The 15,568-nt window shown below is 45.8% G+C and carries 18 protein-coding genes; all 18 read right to left on the bottom strand.

Annotated elements, in window-relative coordinates; translation table 11 throughout:
- Position 1: 1 nt before the first annotated feature.
- Positions 2-1,519, bottom strand: a complete 1,518-nt coding sequence (locus tag ETB99_RS05890) for an NADH-quinone oxidoreductase subunit M (RefSeq protein ID WP_077429178.1) — start codon at positions 1,517-1,519, stop codon at positions 2-4.
- Positions 1,519-3,375 (bottom strand): NADH-quinone oxidoreductase subunit L, encoded by a 1,857-nt coding sequence (gene nuoL / locus ETB99_RS05885; protein ID WP_171700156.1) that lies wholly within the window; start codon positions 3,373-3,375, stop codon positions 1,519-1,521. Before nuoL ends, ETB99_RS05890 begins: the two co-directional genes overlap by 1 nt.
- A gap of 59 nt (positions 3,376-3,434) precedes the next feature.
- The gene (nuoK, locus tag ETB99_RS05880) at positions 3,435-3,746 is read right to left on the bottom strand and encodes an NADH-quinone oxidoreductase subunit NuoK (protein WP_091700060.1); all 312 of its coding nucleotides are present in this window, start codon (positions 3,744-3,746) and stop codon (positions 3,435-3,437) included.
- A complete protein-coding gene (locus tag ETB99_RS05875) occupies positions 3,743-4,252 on the bottom strand; it encodes an NADH-quinone oxidoreductase subunit J (RefSeq protein ID WP_003396986.1) in 510 nt (169 codons plus the stop codon). The genes nuoK and ETB99_RS05875 overlap by 4 nt, the downstream gene beginning before the upstream one ends.
- Positions 4,249-4,668: an NADH-quinone oxidoreductase subunit NuoI gene (gene nuoI / locus ETB99_RS05870; protein ID WP_003396988.1), complete on the bottom strand. Its 420-nt coding sequence runs from the start codon at positions 4,666-4,668 to the stop codon at positions 4,249-4,251. The genes ETB99_RS05875 and nuoI overlap by 4 nt, the downstream gene beginning before the upstream one ends.
- 22 nt (positions 4,669-4,690) lie before the next feature.
- Complete coding sequence (gene nuoH / locus ETB99_RS05865) at positions 4,691-5,692, bottom strand: NADH-quinone oxidoreductase subunit NuoH (protein WP_171700226.1); 1,002 nt, start codon at positions 5,690-5,692, stop codon at positions 4,691-4,693.
- Positions 5,692-6,792 (bottom strand): NADH-quinone oxidoreductase subunit D, encoded by a 1,101-nt coding sequence (locus tag ETB99_RS05860; RefSeq protein ID WP_035019874.1) that lies wholly within the window; start codon positions 6,790-6,792, stop codon positions 5,692-5,694. Before ETB99_RS05860 ends, nuoH begins: the two co-directional genes overlap by 1 nt.
- A 3-nt stretch (positions 6,793-6,795) precedes the next feature.
- Positions 6,796-8,001 (bottom strand): NADH-quinone oxidoreductase subunit C, encoded by a 1,206-nt coding sequence (locus ETB99_RS05855; protein WP_171700155.1) that lies wholly within the window; start codon positions 7,999-8,001, stop codon positions 6,796-6,798.
- Positions 8,002-8,514: a NuoB/complex I 20 kDa subunit family protein gene (locus ETB99_RS05850; protein ID WP_003396994.1), complete on the bottom strand. Its 513-nt coding sequence runs from the start codon at positions 8,512-8,514 to the stop codon at positions 8,002-8,004.
- On the bottom strand, positions 8,505-8,903 hold the full coding sequence (locus ETB99_RS05845) for an NADH-quinone oxidoreductase subunit A (RefSeq protein WP_077429174.1): 399 nt from the start codon (positions 8,901-8,903) through the stop codon (positions 8,505-8,507). The genes ETB99_RS05850 and ETB99_RS05845 overlap by 10 nt, the downstream gene beginning before the upstream one ends.
- Positions 8,904-9,050: 147 nt before the next feature.
- On the bottom strand, positions 9,051-9,455 hold the full coding sequence (locus ETB99_RS05840) for a F0F1 ATP synthase subunit epsilon (protein WP_003396996.1): 405 nt from the start codon (positions 9,453-9,455) through the stop codon (positions 9,051-9,053).
- A gap of 23 nt (positions 9,456-9,478) precedes the next feature.
- Positions 9,479-10,900, bottom strand: a complete 1,422-nt coding sequence (atpD, locus tag ETB99_RS05835) for a F0F1 ATP synthase subunit beta (RefSeq protein ID WP_003396997.1) — start codon at positions 10,898-10,900, stop codon at positions 9,479-9,481.
- Between the two features lie 28 nt (positions 10,901-10,928).
- Complete coding sequence (locus tag ETB99_RS05830; protein WP_003396998.1) at positions 10,929-11,789, bottom strand: F0F1 ATP synthase subunit gamma; 861 nt, start codon at positions 11,787-11,789, stop codon at positions 10,929-10,931.
- A 77-nt stretch (positions 11,790-11,866) separates the two neighbouring features.
- On the bottom strand, positions 11,867-13,381 hold the full coding sequence (gene atpA, locus ETB99_RS05825; RefSeq protein WP_006319888.1) for a F0F1 ATP synthase subunit alpha: 1,515 nt from the start codon (positions 13,379-13,381) through the stop codon (positions 11,867-11,869).
- A gap of 24 nt (positions 13,382-13,405) precedes the next feature.
- On the bottom strand, positions 13,406-13,942 hold the full coding sequence (locus ETB99_RS05820) for a F0F1 ATP synthase subunit delta (RefSeq protein WP_171700154.1): 537 nt from the start codon (positions 13,940-13,942) through the stop codon (positions 13,406-13,408).
- Complete coding sequence (gene atpF, locus ETB99_RS05815) at positions 13,939-14,439, bottom strand: F0F1 ATP synthase subunit B (protein ID WP_129000907.1); 501 nt, start codon at positions 14,437-14,439, stop codon at positions 13,939-13,941. The genes ETB99_RS05820 and atpF overlap by 4 nt, the downstream gene beginning before the upstream one ends.
- A gap of 147 nt (positions 14,440-14,586) precedes the next feature.
- Positions 14,587-14,799 (bottom strand): F0F1 ATP synthase subunit C, encoded by a 213-nt coding sequence (atpE, locus tag ETB99_RS05810; RefSeq protein WP_021095059.1) that lies wholly within the window; start codon positions 14,797-14,799, stop codon positions 14,587-14,589.
- Between the two features lie 52 nt (positions 14,800-14,851).
- Complete coding sequence (gene atpB, locus ETB99_RS05805) at positions 14,852-15,562, bottom strand: F0F1 ATP synthase subunit A (protein WP_171700153.1); 711 nt, start codon at positions 15,560-15,562, stop codon at positions 14,852-14,854.
- Positions 15,563-15,568: the final 6 nt, after the last annotated feature.

The raw sequence follows: 15,568 nt of genomic DNA, 5'->3' as shown, positions 1-15,568 counted from the left end.
ATCAACCCCCTAACCCGTTCATCATCGTTTCAATCGTCGTCTGCAGCGGCATCGCCAACACGTTCGGATATACCCCAATAATAACAATAAACAACAGTAAACTAATGGCTGGCACCCATTCGATACCACGTAAATCGTGAACGTTTGTGACTGTTGTTTGCCCGAATGTTATGCGAAGCACCGCCCGCAACAAGTACACTGCTGTCATAATAATGCCGAGCGTACCGATCGCCGCTAATAAAGGCTCGGCTCGAAACGCACCAACAAACGCCATAAACTCGCTAATAAATCCTGACGTCCCCGGCAAGCCGAGCGAAGCCATCGCTCCAGCAAGAATAAATCCTGATGCATACGGCATCGTTTTTGCCATTCCACCTAAACGGGCGAGCGTCGTCGTGCGCGTCCGCTCGTACATGACCCCGACGAAGAAGAATAAGAACGCCGCGATAAATCCGTGTGACACCGCTTGGAAAATCGCCCCTTGCATTCCCGCTTCATTAAGAGATCCAAGACCGATCAATACAATGCCCATATGCGATACACTTGAGTAAGCGAGTACCATTTTAAAATCGGTTTGTCTAAACGCTAAAAACGCACCGTACAATAAATTTACAACTCCTAAAACGATGAGCCATGTCGAAAATTGCTGGAATTGCCCGGGAAATAATCCGAGGGCGATACGAACGAGACCAAAAGCACCAATTTTTAACAAAACACCCGCGTGCAGCATGACGACAGACGGCGGCGCTTGTACGTGCACGCGCAACATCCAACGATGGAGCGGCACGATCGGCAATTTTACCCCAAATGCAACAAGCAAGGCGATAAACAATCCGTAACGAAGATCGTCGGAAATTGGCGAAATGGTTTGCATTTGCGCAATCGGATCCGTCAATATGTGGCGCAACTCCGCGATATTCGCTGTGCCGGTGCGGGCGAACAAAATAGCGATCACAATTAACAAAACAGCTGAACCGAGCCCGTTGTAAATTAAATAACTATACGCTGCTTTTTCTTTTTCGAAATAGCCCCATTTTCCGATTAAGAAAAACATCGGAATGAGCGTCAATTCGAGAAAGATGAAAAAGAGAACGAGGTTGCTTGCCGCAAAAACGCCAAGCATGCCGATTTCAAGCAATAAAAACAGTTGAAAATAGCCTTTCCATTCTTTTTGAATGGATATGGAAGCAAGCGCAGCGAGCGTTGCTAAAATAGTTGTTAGCACGATCATGACGAGCGCAAAACCGTCGACGTGCAGTTCGTACGCGACCGTAAAATCCGTTTCCCTTAAAAACGGAAAATCGCCAAATCGAATCCATGAACGCTTTTCTGTCAGCTGGCTTATATCATACCCGTTTTGATATTGCCAAAAAGCAAACAACGATAAACATAACGATGGCAACGTCGCCAACACACCGAGCCATTTAATCGCTTTTTCTTGCTCTTTCGAAATCAAGGAAAGAACGAGTATACCTAAAAGCGGGGAGAAAATTAAGAGCGATAAAAAGTATGGCTGCATTATAAATACCCCCCTGTCACCGCAAAAATGACGACGAGAATTGCTAAAGCAACGATCGTCACTGTGCCATACATTTGTACTTGACCGTTTTGTAGACGCGAACCGATTCGTCCGATACCGCGCGTAGCTGCTGCAAGCGACCGAGCTATTCCTTCGACGAGGAAACGATCGATGTATTCAAATAACAAGCTAACAAACGATGCGGCACGAATAACAGTAAGTCCGTAAAACTCGTCGACGTAATATTTATTCATAAGCACGTTGTACGTCATTGGGAAACGCGACGATAGCCAGTCGCGAGCAATCGCCTGTTTGCCATATATGAGCCACGCAAGAGCCATGCCACATAAAGAAACAACAGTCGCAACAATCATAATCCAACTTGGACCTTCTGTATGCGCATGCCAGTTCGTTCCTTCCGTCAACCATTCGCCTAAAAACGCTCCCCACGGTGTTTGGACGTAGCCAGAAACGACAGCAAGCACGCCGAGCACAATCATCGGAAGCACCATAACCATTGGTGATTCGTGAACGTCGTGGACGTTCGTTCGCGCTTCCCCTGCAAATACAAGGAAAAATAAACGGAACATATAAAACGCTGTGAAAAAGGCCGCAATAACAGCAACAACAAATAGACCGACATGTCCGTGCGTCCACGCGGCAAGTAAAATTTCGTCTTTGCTGAAAAAGCCTGAGAACAACGGAAACCCGCTAATCGCTAACGTTCCGATTAAAAAGAGCGGAGCGGTCCATTTCATCTTTTTCCATAATCCGCCCATTTGTTCAATGTTTTGCGTATGCACCGCATGAATGACGCTACCTGCCGCTAAAAAGAGGAGCGCTTTGAAAAATGCATGCGTCATCAAATGAAAGATGCCTGCGACATATCCAGCTGAACCGAGCGCCAACATCATGTAGCCGAGCTGGCTGACTGTAGAATACGCGAGCACACGTTTAATGTCTGTTTGTACTAAGCCGATGGACGCTGCAAAAATAGCGGTAAATCCACCGACGTAAGCGACGGTCATCATCGCCGTCTCGCTCGCTTCATAAAGCGGGAACAACGTCGCCACTAAATATACCCCAGCCGCAACCATTGTCGCTGCGTGAATTAATGCGGATACAGGCGTTGGACCTTCCATCGCATCCGGAAGCCACGTATGAAGCGGAAATTGACCTGATTTTCCGACGGCGCCAACGAAAATAAGAATGGCGCTTAACGTGATGATTGTAGTCGATATATTTCCATTTTGTAACGCGGCAAAAATGGCTTCATATTCAAAGCTTCCTACTTCAAGGAACAATAAAATCATGCCGATCAGCAAGCCGACATCCCCGATGCGCGTCATAATAAACGCTTTTTTCGCTGCAGCTTTTGCTTCTTCTTTGTAAAAATAAAATCCGATCAATAAGAACGAGCCGAGACCGACAAGCTCCCAAAACATGTACGTCTGCAATAAGTTAGGCGATATGACGAGCCCAAGCATCGCAAAAGTAAATAAGCCTAAATATGCATAAAACACCGGAAAGCGCTCATCACCATGCATATACCCTTTCGCATACGTATGTACGAGAAAACTAACAAGCGATACGACAACGAGCATAAGTGCGTTTAACGCATTCACTTCAAAACCGACCGTCAATTGTACATTCCCGATCGTAAGCCATGTGTATGCTTGTTTGTATGTTGGTGCCGTCCATCGCTCGTACAACGTCCCGAGAGCCAAAACGAGCGAAAGAAACGTCAACAACATTCCGACATACGCGCTTCGTTCTTTTAACTGCTTACCGACGACAAGCAGCACAACAAACGATACGAACGGAAAAAGCGGTATGAGCCATGCGTTTTCCATCATCGTTCAATCATCCCCTTTTTCAGGTGCGTTTATATATTAACCCCTTTGTTTCCCATCCTTTATCGTTTCATCGTATCGACTTCATCAATATGAATCGTTTTACGGTTGCGGTATAGCGCAATTAAAATCGCTAAACCGACCGCTACTTCTGCGGCGGCAACGGTAATTGTAAACAGCGAAAACAGTTGCCCTGTAATGCCCGGATTCACCCCATATTTACTAAACGCCACTAAGTTTACGTTGACCGCATTTAACATGAGCTCAATACAAATGAGGACGATCACCGTATTTCGTTTTGTTAACGCTCCGTACAGCCCGATGCAAAATAATAAAAGCGCAAATACGAGATAGGCGGATAACGGTACGCTCATTCTCCCTCCTCCTTATCATCTTTTTTTGCTAAAATGACGGCGCCAACGAGAGCAACGAGCAATAATACAGATGTTAGTTCAAACGGAATGACGTATTTAGAATAAAGGGCGATCCCGATTTGTTCCGTATTGTTTTCATGAAGTCCGACCGCTTCCGTACCGAAATCAAGCGTGCGAATGCCGATGTACATAACCGCACCGAATGCTACCGTACCGAGCAACGCGAGCGCTTTACGAAGCGGGCTTCCTGTCGATTGTCCGTCATCTTGGTGGCGCGTCAACATAATGCCAAATAACATAATGATCGTAATTGCTCCGGAGTAAATGAGCACTTGTACTGCCGCAACAAACTCAGCAGATAAAAGCACGTAAATGCCGGCGAGACTGACGAACGTAAATACAAGGGCGACGACCATATGGACGACTTTGTTTAAATTTAACATAAATATGCCGCCGCCTAGCGCAATGAGCGCAAGAACGAAAAATGCGAGATATTGTCCGCTCATGGTTTATTCACCTTCCGCACGTTCGTATCGTTTTCGTCAAGCCACGTTAAATCTTTAAACAATTCATCGCGACTATATTCCGCTAATTCAAAGTTGTTCGTCATGACAATCGCCTCGGTCGGACATACTTCTGTACATAAATCGCATAAAATGCAAATTTCAAAATTAATGTCATACGTATCAATAATTTTTCCTTTTTTCGTCGGATCCGGATGCTTTTTGCCCGTCAGCTGAATACAGTCGGTCGGGCAAATGTTTGCACACTGATTGCAAACGATACATTTTTCCGGATAAAACTTTTGAATGCCGCGAAAGCGATCCGGAAGCGGAAGCGGTTCATTCGGATAATCGTACGTCACTTTTTCTTTCGTTAAATTTTTCAGCGTATACGCTAATCCTTTCATTAAACCGAGCATTTCTGCCCACCCACCTTTTTATTTAAAAAAATAGTTGTTTTACAAAAGCTGTCACGAAAATGTTCACGAGTGCAACAGGCAATAATACTTTCCAGCCAAACTCCATCAATTGATCGGCCCGCACACGCGGAAACGTAATGCGAAACCAAATGAATAAAAAGACGACAAGACTAAACTTTAAGGCAAACCAAACCGCTCCTGGAATAAAACCGAGAAATGGAAGCGGATGCCATCCTCCTAAGAAAAGAACAGTTGTTAAAGCTGCCATCGCAAAAAAGTACACGTACTCTGCAAGCATGAAAAACGCCCAACGGAAGCCAGAATATTCTACGTGGAATCCTGCAACAAGCTCCGATTCTGCTTCCGGCAAGTCAAATGGCGTCCGGTTTAACTCTGCCACAGCGGCGATGAGGAAAACGAGAAATCCGATCGGCTGCGCAATAATAAACCAAACATCTTTTTGCGCCTCAACAATGTCGTTTAAGTTTAAACTTCCCGCCAACAAAATGACACCGATGACCGACATGACGAGAGGCACTTCGTATGAAATCATTTGCGCAGCTGCGCGCATGCCTCCAAGTAGTGCATATTTGTTGTTGGACGCCCATGCGCCCGTGACAACCCCAATCGTCGTCAATCCCGAAACGGCAATGTAATACAACAGCCCGACACCAATATCGGCAAATTGTAACGCATCCGTAAACGGCAACGCTGCCAGCACCATAAACGCAGGGGCAAACGCAATGACCGGTGCTAAAATGAACAATGGCCGATCGGCTGCTTTTGGAATTGTATCTTCTTTCAATAGTAGTTTTAATACGTCCGCAACCGTCTGCAATAACCCCCAGCGACCTCCCACTTGGTTCGGACCGATTCGTCCTTGCATAAATCCCATTACTTTTCGTTCCGCTAAAATGCCGTACGTAACAAACCCTAATACAACGAGCAACAGCCCAACGCCAATCGCGAAAAATATCGCAACATTTGTCCAGCTCGGCGTCGACTGTAAAAGTTGTTCCATCATCATCCATCGACCTCCCCAAGCACGATATCAATCGCGCCAAGTATCGCAATTAAATTTGCGATATTTTCCCCTTTTAATAGTTTCGGAAGGATTTGCAAATTATAAAATGACGGTCGACGGAATTTTAAGCGGTACGGCTCTTTTTTCCCGTCGCTCGCAATGTAGCACCCAATTTCGCCACGCGGCGACTCGATGCGCACATACGCCTCGCCCGGTGGCGCTTTAATAATTTTTGGCACTTTCGCCATAATCTCACCGTCACTTGGAAACTGCTCACACGCTTGTTCAATAATGCGAAGCGATTGCTCAATTTCGGCGAGACGGCATTCATAACGGGCGAAACAATCTCCTTCTGTTCGTACAGGTACATCAAAATCAAAGCGGTCGTAAATGGAATACGGTTCATCTTTTCGTAAGTCCCATTTCACACCTGTACAACGTAAATTGACGCCGCTTAACGAATAAGCTAACGCTTCTTCTTTCGTGTATTTACCAACGCCGATGACACGGTTGCGGAAAATTTCATTTCCTGTCACAAGTTCATGATAACCTTCTAGCTGTTTGCGCATATATGGAACGAACTGCTTCACTTTGTCGATCCATCCATCTGGCGCATCCCATTTCACGCCGCCGACACGCATATAGTTAAACGTTAAGCGCGCGCCTGATAGTTCGTTTAATAAATTAATAATCATTTCTCGCTCACGAAACGCATATAAAAACGGGCTGACTGCACCAATATCAAGCAAATACGTACCCCACCAAACGAGATGGCTCGCAATGCGGCCAAGCTCCATCGCTAAAACACGTAAATATTCTGCGCGCTCTGGCACTTCAATACCCATCATCGTTTCTACTGCGTGACAAATAACGTAATTGTTCGTCATCGCCGATAAATAGTCCATGCGATCTGTGTACGGAATGATTTGTGTATACTGCAAATTTTCCGCAATTTTTTCTGTCCCGCGATGAAGATAACCGATGACGGGAGTCGCTTCTTTAATTATTTCCCCATCAATTTTCAGCACGAGGCGAAACACGCCATGCGTGCTCGGATGTTGCGGTCCAACGTTTAAAAGCATCTCCTCTGTTCTCAGCACGCTCTAACCCTCCATATCGTACGGTTCGTAATCTTTCCGGAGCGGGTAGCCGACCCAATTTTCCCCTAAGAAAATGCGAATGAGGTTTGGATGGCCTTCAAAACGAATACCAAGCAAGTCGTACGCCTCGCACTCCGGCCAATTTGCCCCTGGCCAAAGCGGAACAAGCGAGTCAATGACCGGATTGTCGCGATCTATTTTTACTTTCAACGCAACGGACTGGCGATTTTTATAAGAATACAAGTGGACGTACACTTCCATATGTGTTTGAAAATCCGTTCCGTGCAATTCGGATAAATAATCAAAACTTAGTTGCTCGTTATATTTTAAAAACTCAGCCACTTTATAATATGTATCTTTTTTAGCAACAAGCGTTGGTACGTCTTTCGACAACCGGTTGATGTAAGCGTTTTCTAGCACCTCTGCTCCGAGATGTTGTTCAATCACTTTGACGTATTTGTCGAGATATGGCTGATTTGGTGAAGGTTTTTCCTCTTTTTGTTCAGCGACATCTGCACTTTTTGCTTTTGCTGCTGCTGCGGCTTTCGCTTTCGCTGCCGCTGCCGCTTTTTTCTTCGCTAATTCTTCTTCACTTAATTCGCCTGATTCCAGCGCTTTTTGTTTCGCTAGCGCTGCGGCTTTTGCTTTCGCCGCTGCTGCCGCTTTTTTCTTCGCTAATTCTTCTTCACTTAATTCGCCTGACTCCAGCGCTTTTTGTTTCGCTAGCGCTGCGGCTTTTGCTTTCGCCGCTGCTGCCGCTTTTTTCTTCGCTAACTCTTCTTCGCTTAATTCGCCTGACTCCAGCGCTTTTTGTTTCGCTAGCGCTGCAGCTTTCGCTTTCGCCGCTGCTGCCGCTTTTTTCTTCGCTAATTCTTCTTCACTTAATTCGCCTGACTCCAGCGCTTTTTGTTTCGCTAGCGCTGCGGCTTTCGCTTTCGCCGCTGCCGCTGCTTTTTTCTTCGCTAACTCTTCTTCGCTTAAGTCCCCTGTCTCCGCGGCTTTTTGTTTCGCCAATGCTGCCGCTTTCGCTTTCGCCGCTGCCGCTGCTTTTTTCTTCGCAAGCGCAAGGTCATCTTCGCTTTCGAGCGATGGCTCAGTTTGTTTCGCTTGTTCAGCTGCTTGTTTGGCAGCAAGACGCTCTTTTGCTAATTGTTTCGCCCGTTCGGCCGCTTCTCTTTTTAGTTGCTGTAAATCTTTTTCATCGCTCATTTACAGCACCCTCTTTCCTGTTTTTGCTTCATAGCGAATCTTCTCTTTTAACTTATTAATGCCATAAATAAGGGCAGCTGGGTTTGGCGGACAGCCTGGAATATATACATCAACAGGGACGATTTGATCGACACCTTTCACAACGCAATACGATTTCACGTACGGACCACCTGCCGTTGCGCATGATCCCATCGCAATGACCCATTTCGGTTCAGGCATTTGATCGTACAAGCGGCGAACAATTGGCGCCATTTTTTTCGTGACTGTACCTGAAACGATCATGACATCTGATTGACGCGGCGACGTGCGGAAGAAAGAGCCGAAACGATCTAAGTCGTAATGGGAAGAGCCGACTCCCATCATTTCAATGGCGCAACAGGCAAGTCCGAACGTAAGCGGCCATAGCGAGTTGCTGCGCGCCCACGCTTTTAGCTGTTCTAATGTCGTTAAAAAGACGTTGCGGCGCATTTCTTCCATTTCTTGATCTGATACGTTCAATAACTTTACATCCATTTTAACACCTTCTTCTTCCAAGCATACACAAGTCCAATCAACAACATGACGACGAAAATGAGCATTTCGATGATGGCAAATGCACCGAGCTTTTCAAATGCCACCGCCCACGGATATAAAAATACAGTTTCTACATCAAAAATGACGAACAGCAACGCAAAGATGTAATATCTCACGTTAAATTGCACGCGCGAATCGTGGAATGGATCCAATCCGCTCTCGTACGTTGTTTGCTTCGCTGCATTCGGCGCATGTGGACGAAGAAAACGTCCTGCTGTGAGCGCAACGATCGGAAGTAAAATACCTAAACAAAGAAACACAAAGACGACTACATAACTGTTTACATAAACGTTCAACGATGTCCCACCCCTTTGTGACTTTATACACATTTTTCGAAAACGTCATACTATTACGACTGTAACCGATAACATTATATCACTTCTTCACATATGTGTCGATAAAACTTGTTCCAAAAACAAGAAAAAAACCCCCCTCTTTCTAATAACAAAAAACCCTAAGAGACGATGCTCTTAGGGTTAAAAGTTGCGATTCGCGACATTTAAACGGTTAAGCGCGCGACGTAAAGCTAGCTCAGCCCGCTTATGATCAATATCTTCTTGTTTCGCTTGCAGACGGCGTTCAGCCCGCTCTTTCGCCGCTTTTGCACGCGCCACATCAATATCTTCTGCTCGTTCCGCTGCTTGCGCCAAAATCGTGACGCGATCAGGGCGAACTTCTAAAAAGCCGCCGCTCACCGCGACAAGCTCTGTCGCGTTTCCTTTTTTCAAACGAACCGCGCCAATCTCTAGCGGTGCGACCATCGGAATGTGCCCTGGCAACACGCCGAGTTCGCCGCTTTGCGCTTTAGCACTCACCATTTCCACATCCGCTTCATATACTGGGCCGTCCGGAGTTACGACACTGACTTTAATCGTCTTCATGGAAAATCCTCCTCGGTCCCTTATTAAACTTCTACGCCCATTTTTCTCGCTTTTTCAATTACTTCTTCAATACGGCCGACTAAGCGGAACGCATCTTCTGGAAGATGGTCATATTTTCCTTCCAAAATTTCTTTAAAGCCACGAACTGTCTCTTTTACAGGAACGTATGAACCTGGTTGTCCTGTAAACTGTTCAGCAACGTGAAAGTTTTGCGACAAGAAGAACTGAATGCGACGAGCGCGATGAACGACAAGTTTATCTTCTTCTGAAAGCTCATCCATACCGAGAATCGCAATAATGTCTTGCAATTCTTTGTAGCGCTGTAACGTTTGTTGTACTTTGCGCGCAACTTGATAGTGCTCTTCACCGACGATTTCAGGCGAAAGCGCACGAGATGTCGATGCGAGTGGGTCTACCGCTGGGTAAATACCCATCTCTGATAGTTTACGCTCTAAGTTTGTCGTTGCATCTAAGTGTGCGAACGTTGTCGCTGGCGCTGGGTCTGTGTAGTCGTCCGCTGGTACGTAAATCGCTTGGATCGATGTAACCGAACCGACTGCTGTTGATGTAATACGTTCTTGTAATTGACCCATTTCTGTCGCAAGCGTTGGTTGGTAACCTACCGCTGAAGGCATGCGTCCTAATAACGCAGAAACCTCCGAACCTGCCTGTGTGAAACGGAAAATGTTATCGATGAAGAACAATACGTCTTGTCCTTGCTCATCACGGAAATATTCCGCCATTGTTAACCCTGTTAACGCTACACGCATACGTGCTCCAGGTGGCTCGTTCATTTGACCGAATACCATCGCTGTTTTGTTAATAACGCCAGAGTCTTTCATTTCATGGTACAAGTCGTTTCCTTCGCGCGTGCGCTCACCAACGCCCGCGAATACGGAAATACCACCGTGCTCTTGCGCGATGTTGTTAATTAACTCTTGAATTAAAACCGTTTTTCCTACCCCTGCACCACCGAACAAACCGATTTTTCCACCTTTAATATAAGGTGCAAGCAAGTCAACGACTTTAATTCCTGTTTCAAGAATTTCAACTTGTGTTGAAAGCTGTTCGAATTTTGGTGCCGGACGGTGAATCGAATCGCGGCGAGCGTCTGCCGGGATGTCTTCCCCTAAGTCAATCGGCTCCCCTAGTACGTTAAATACGCGTCCGAGCGTCACTTCACCAACAGGAACAGAAATTGGTGCTCCTGTATCAATGACTTCCATGCCACGCACTAATCCGTCTGTCGTTGACATCGCAATTGTGCGTACTGTATCGTCCCCAAGGTGAAGGGCTACTTCTAACGTTAAGTCGATATCGACTTCTTTTTCGTTACGCGCTTTATGTTTAATTTTTAGGGCGTTGTAAATCGCAGGTAAGTGTCCGTCTTCGAACTTGACGTCTACAACAGGACCCATAACTTGAATAACGCGTCCTTTTGCCATCGTTTTCCCTCCTAACTGCTAATCAACCTTATTGCAATGCGTTCGCTCCGGCCACAATCTCTGTAATTTCTTGCGTAATCGCTGCTTGACGGGCACGGTTGTAAGAAAGTGTAAGCGTCCGAATCAATTCTTTTGCATTGTCTGTTGCGTTTTTCATCGCTGTCATCCGCGCAGCATGCTCGCTCGCTTTTGCATCTAGCAAAGCACCGTAAATTAAACTTTCAGCGTATTGCGGCAACAATACTTCTAAAATTTCTTCTTGCGACGGCTCGAATTCGTAAGCTGTCAACTTTTTATCGGAAGCTAAATCCGTTAATGGCAATAGCTTTTTCTCTGTGACATCTTGTTGGATGGCACTGACGAAATGGTTGTAAAACATATACAGTTCATCAAACGTACCATCCGCAAACATATTGACAGTTTTGTTCGCAATTTCTTTAATATCCGCAAACGTCGGTTGGTCTGGCAAACCGGTAATATGTAAAGCTACCGGGATGTTGCGGCGTTTAAAGAAATTTAAACCGACGCGGCCGATTGCGATGATCGCATATTCCTCTGTTGAACGGTGACGCTCTTGAATCGTTTGGTATACCGTACGGAGCACGTTGCTGTTGTAAGCACCTGCTAAACCGCGGTCAGACGTAATGACTAAATATCCCGTCTTTTTGACTGGGCGCTTTACAAGCATCGGATGAGAAGCGTCATTGCTGCCAAGTGCAACGCTCGCGACGACTTCTTGAATTTTTTCCATGTACGGCGTGAACGATCTCGCATTATGTTCAGCACGGTTTAACTTTGAGGCCGAGACCATTTCCATCGCTTTCGTAATTTGGCTCGTCTTTTTTGTCGTATTAATGCGCGCTTTAATATCGCGTAACGATGCTCCCAAAGGTTTCACCACCTTTTTCGCTCAATTGTTGAAAGGGACGGAACAGCCATGCTGTTCCGCTCTCCACTCTACTTTTGTTACTCGGATACAACAAACGTCTTTTTGAACGCTTCAATTGCTTTATTGAAGTCTTCTTCGTTTGGAAGATCGCCTGTTGTGCGAATATGCTCCATTAGCTTTTGACCGTTCTCGTCCTTATCTAACCATGCATGGAACTCTTTTTCAAAGCGGCGAATATCTTCGACTGGAATATCATCTAAGAAGCCGCGCGTTAATGCATAAATGATCGCTACTTGCTTTTCAACTGGCAGCGGCTCATGTAAACCTTGTTTTAACACTTCAACTGTGCGCGCACCGCGAGCAAGTTTTGCTTGTGTCGCTTTATCAAGGTCGGAACCGAACTGCGCGAACGCCTCTAGCTCACGATATGCCGCTAAGTCCAGACGCAACGTACCTGATACTTTTTTCATCGCTTTAATTTGTGCTGCCCCACCGACGCGCGATACGGAAAGACCGGCGTTAATCGCTGGACGCACACCAGAGAAGAACAAATCAGACTGCAAGAAAATTTGTCCGTCTGTAATGGAAATAACGTTCGTTGGAATGTATGCTGAAATGTCGCCCGCTTGCGTCTCAACGAAAGGCAACGCTGTTAACGAACCCGCCCCTTTTGCGTCGCTTAATTTTGCTGCGCGCTCAAGCAAGCGAGAATGCAAGTAGAATACGTCACCCGGATACGCTTCACGACCTGGCGGACGGCGTAATAATAACGAAAGCTCACGATAAGCTGCTGCTTGTTTTGATAAATCATCATATACAACGAGAACGTGTTGTCCTTTGTACATGAAGTATTCGCCCATCGTTACGCCCGCATATGGCGCTAAGAATAAAAGCGGAGCTGGTTGTGACGCAGACGCTGTCACGACGATTGTGTAATCTAATGCCCCGTATTTACGCAACGTTTCAACGACGTTACGAACGGTTGATTCTTTTTGTCCGATCGCCACATAAATACAAATCATGTTTTTACCTTTTTGGTTGATGATTGTATCTACCGCAACGGACGTTTTACCTGTTTGACGGTCTCCGATAATTAACTCACGCTGACCGCGACCGATTGGCACAAGCGCGTCAATCGCTTTAATTCCCGTTTGTAATGGCTCATGAACAGATTTACGATCCATGACGCCAGGTGCTGGGCTTTCAATCGGGCGAGTTGCTGTCGTTTCAATTGGACCAAGCCCGTCTACCGGTTGTCCTAATGGGTTTACGACACGACCGATTAACGCTTCACCGACTGGCACTTCCATAATGCGACCTGTACGACGTACTTCGTCGCCTTCTTTAATGCCTGTGTACGGTCCTAAAATAACGATACCGACGTTGTTTTCTTCTAAGTTTAGCGCCAATCCCATGACGCCGTTGGCAAACTCAACAAGCTCTCCTGACATGACGTTGTCGAGGCCATGAGCACGAGCGATTCCGTCACCGACTTGAATGACTGTGCCGACATCGCTCACTTCGATTTCAGACTGATAGTTTTCGATTTGCTTTTTTATCAGCGCGCTAATTTCTTCCGCTTTGATGCTCATGCATTTCACCCCTATCTATAAATGTTAGCGAGTTAACTGTCGCTGTAATCTTGCTAGTTTTCCGCTGACGCTTCCGTCGAAAATGCGGTTGCCGATGCGCACTTTTACCCCACCGATCACATCTTTATCGATGATGTTTGTGATGCGAAGCGTGTCGACGCCGACTTTTTTCGCGAACACTTCTGCAAGCGCCTTCGTTTCGTCTTCTGTTAACGGACGAGCCGAATAGACGAGCGCTTCAGCTACACCGCGCGCCTCATTCGCTAGCGCAATAAACGCATCTGCCAAATCTTCTACAATGTCGATGCGATGGCGATCTAAAAGCAACATAAACGTATGTTGCAGTACATTTGAAACGCTTGCAAACGCTTCTTGGATGAGCGCTTTCTTTTTCGCTAGCGCAACTTTCGGATGGTTCAATACAGAAAGAAGCGCTTCATTTTGTGCAAATACTTGTTTCACGACGCGAAGTTCTTGTTCGAGCTGATCAAGAAGCTGTTGTTCTTTCGCAATTTCAAAAAGTGCCGACGCATATCGTTTCGCTACGACTTGTTTGTTCATCGGCTTTCTCCTACCTCTTGAATGTACTCGCTAATCAGCTTCGCTTGATCTTGTTCGCTCAATTCTTTTTCAATTACTTTTGATGCAATAAGTACGGATAAAGAAGCAACTTGTTGGCGTAACGCTGCCATCGCTTGTTCTTTTTCTTGCGCGATTTCTTTTTTCGCTGCTTCTTTTAAACGCTCCGCTTCAGCGCGCGCCGCTTGAATGATTTGCTCTTTTTGCTCTTCACCAAGCTTGCGTGCTTCTTCGATAAGCGCTTGCGCTTCTTGGCGCGATTTTTTCATTAATTCACGTTGCTCTTCTGCAAGCTTTTTCGCTTCTTGATGATGTTTTTCCGCTTGCTCGATTTCGTTTGCAATATGCTCTTCGCGTTGCTTCATGACGCCCATTAACGGCCCAAATGCATATTTACGTAGCAAGAACATGAGCAAGAGGAACATGAGTAATTGGAATGCAATATCACCGCCGTTGAACCCAGCACCTAATACAAACATGTTTACCACCGCGCGTTTCACTCCCTTCAAAAATCGCCCGAATATCGCTCGGAGCGTGTGCGTACGAACATAAAGGAATGGCGAAGGTTCTCGTATGAGACGGACTTCGCCATTATTGAACCGTTTCGTATAAGTTCACTTTGACAATTACATGCCCATAACCATGAACGCTACGACAACCGCGATAATCGGAATCGCTTCGACTAGTGCTACCCCGATGAACATCGTCGTTTGAAGTGCTCCACGAGCCTCAGGTTGACGAGCAATTCCCTCTACTGTACGACTGACAATCATACCGTTACCAAATCCTGCACCAAGTGCTGCTAAACCGATTGCAATTGCAGCTGCTAAAGCTCCCATATTTAACTCCTCCTTAAAAGCTGTTTTTTGAGAACAAAGTTGTTAATATATTCTAATGGTCATGGCTCACTTTGTGAGACATGTAAACCATCGTTAACATAGTGAAAATAAATGCTTGAATCGCACCAACGAAAATACTAAATGCTTGCCATACAATTGTAGGAATGATCGCTACAACCGTGCCAGCAAATCCAGTCGCTAGACTACCAGCCAACAATCCTAACAAAATTTCACCCGCGAAAATGTTTCCGTATAAACGGAGACCGAGCGTCAGAGTATTCGCAAACTCCTCAATAATCTTCAACGGGAACAAAAACGGCATCGGGCTGACAAAACCTTCGGCATATCCTTTTAACCCTTTCATTTTAATGCCGTAATAGTGAGACAATCCAACTACCATTGTAGCTAGTGTAAGTGTGATCACAGGATCAGCGGTCGGGGACTTCCACCATAGTTCGTCGTTAATGACGACCGCAAAAGGTAGACCAAGCATATTGGCTACAAAAATATACATAATCAGTGTAACACCTAAAACTTGGAATCTCCCGCCTGTTTGCCAATCCATGTTGCTTTTAATAATCCCTTTGACAAAATCCATGACCCACTCTAGAAAATTTTGCATACCTGTTGGCTTCATCGACAAGTTGCGCGTTGCCAATAAAGCGATGACAAACACAATGACGGATGTAACCGTAATCATCATTACGTTTGACAAATTAAAGGTTAATCCAAACAATTCATACAGAGGAGACTTATGATGCACCTTTAC

Source organism: Anoxybacillus sp. CHMUD (genome assembly GCF_013096965.1).
Classification (GTDB): Bacteria; Bacillota; Bacilli; order Bacillales; family Anoxybacillaceae; genus Anoxybacillus; species Anoxybacillus kestanbolensis_A.
Note: the sequence above shows the minus strand (reverse complement) of the source record. Positions and strands in the feature narration are given on the sequence as shown.

Coding starts and splice junctions, on each gene's coding strand:
- ETB99_RS05820 (WP_171700154.1), bottom strand. CDS start 13,942: ATGAACAAACAAGTCGTAGCGAAACGATATGCGTCGGCACTTTTTGAA.
- nuoL (WP_171700156.1), bottom strand. CDS start 3,375: ATGATGGAAAACGCATGGCTCATACCGCTTTTTCCGTTCGTATCGTTT.
- nuoH (WP_171700226.1), bottom strand. CDS start 5,692: ATGATGGAACAACTTTTACAGTCGACGCCGAGCTGGACAAATGTTGCG.
- ETB99_RS05855 (WP_171700155.1), bottom strand. CDS start 8,001: ATGAGCGATGAAAAAGATTTACAGCAACTAAAAAGAGAAGCGGCCGAA.
- atpD (WP_003396997.1), bottom strand. CDS start 10,900: ATGGCAAAAGGACGCGTTATTCAAGTTATGGGTCCTGTTGTAGACGTC.
- ETB99_RS05845 (WP_077429174.1), bottom strand. CDS start 8,903: ATGTGTATAAAGTCACAAAGGGGTGGGACATCGTTGAACGTTTATGTA.
- atpF (WP_129000907.1), bottom strand. CDS start 14,439: ATGTTTGTATTAGGTGCTGGGTTCAACGGCGGTGATATTGCATTCCAA.
- ETB99_RS05875 (WP_003396986.1), bottom strand. CDS start 4,252: ATGAGCGGACAATATCTCGCATTTTTCGTTCTTGCGCTCATTGCGCTA.
- atpA (WP_006319888.1), bottom strand. CDS start 13,381: ATGAGCATCAAAGCGGAAGAAATTAGCGCGCTGATAAAAAAGCAAATC.
- atpE (WP_021095059.1), bottom strand. CDS start 14,799: ATGGGAGCTTTAGCAGCTGCAATTGCAATCGGTTTAGCAGCACTTGGT.
- ETB99_RS05850 (WP_003396994.1), bottom strand. CDS start 8,514: ATGGATGTAAAGTTATTGAACGTATCAGATCAAGAAATGGAAGAAATG.
- ETB99_RS05890 (WP_077429178.1), bottom strand. CDS start 1,519: ATGCAGCCATACTTTTTATCGCTCTTAATTTTCTCCCCGCTTTTAGGT.
- nuoI (WP_003396988.1), bottom strand. CDS start 4,668: ATGCTCGGTTTAATGAAAGGATTAGCGTATACGCTGAAAAATTTAACG.
- nuoK (WP_091700060.1), bottom strand. CDS start 3,746: ATGAGCGTACCGTTATCCGCCTATCTCGTATTTGCGCTTTTATTATTT.
- ETB99_RS05840 (WP_003396996.1), bottom strand. CDS start 9,455: ATGAAGACGATTAAAGTCAGTGTCGTAACTCCGGACGGCCCAGTATAT.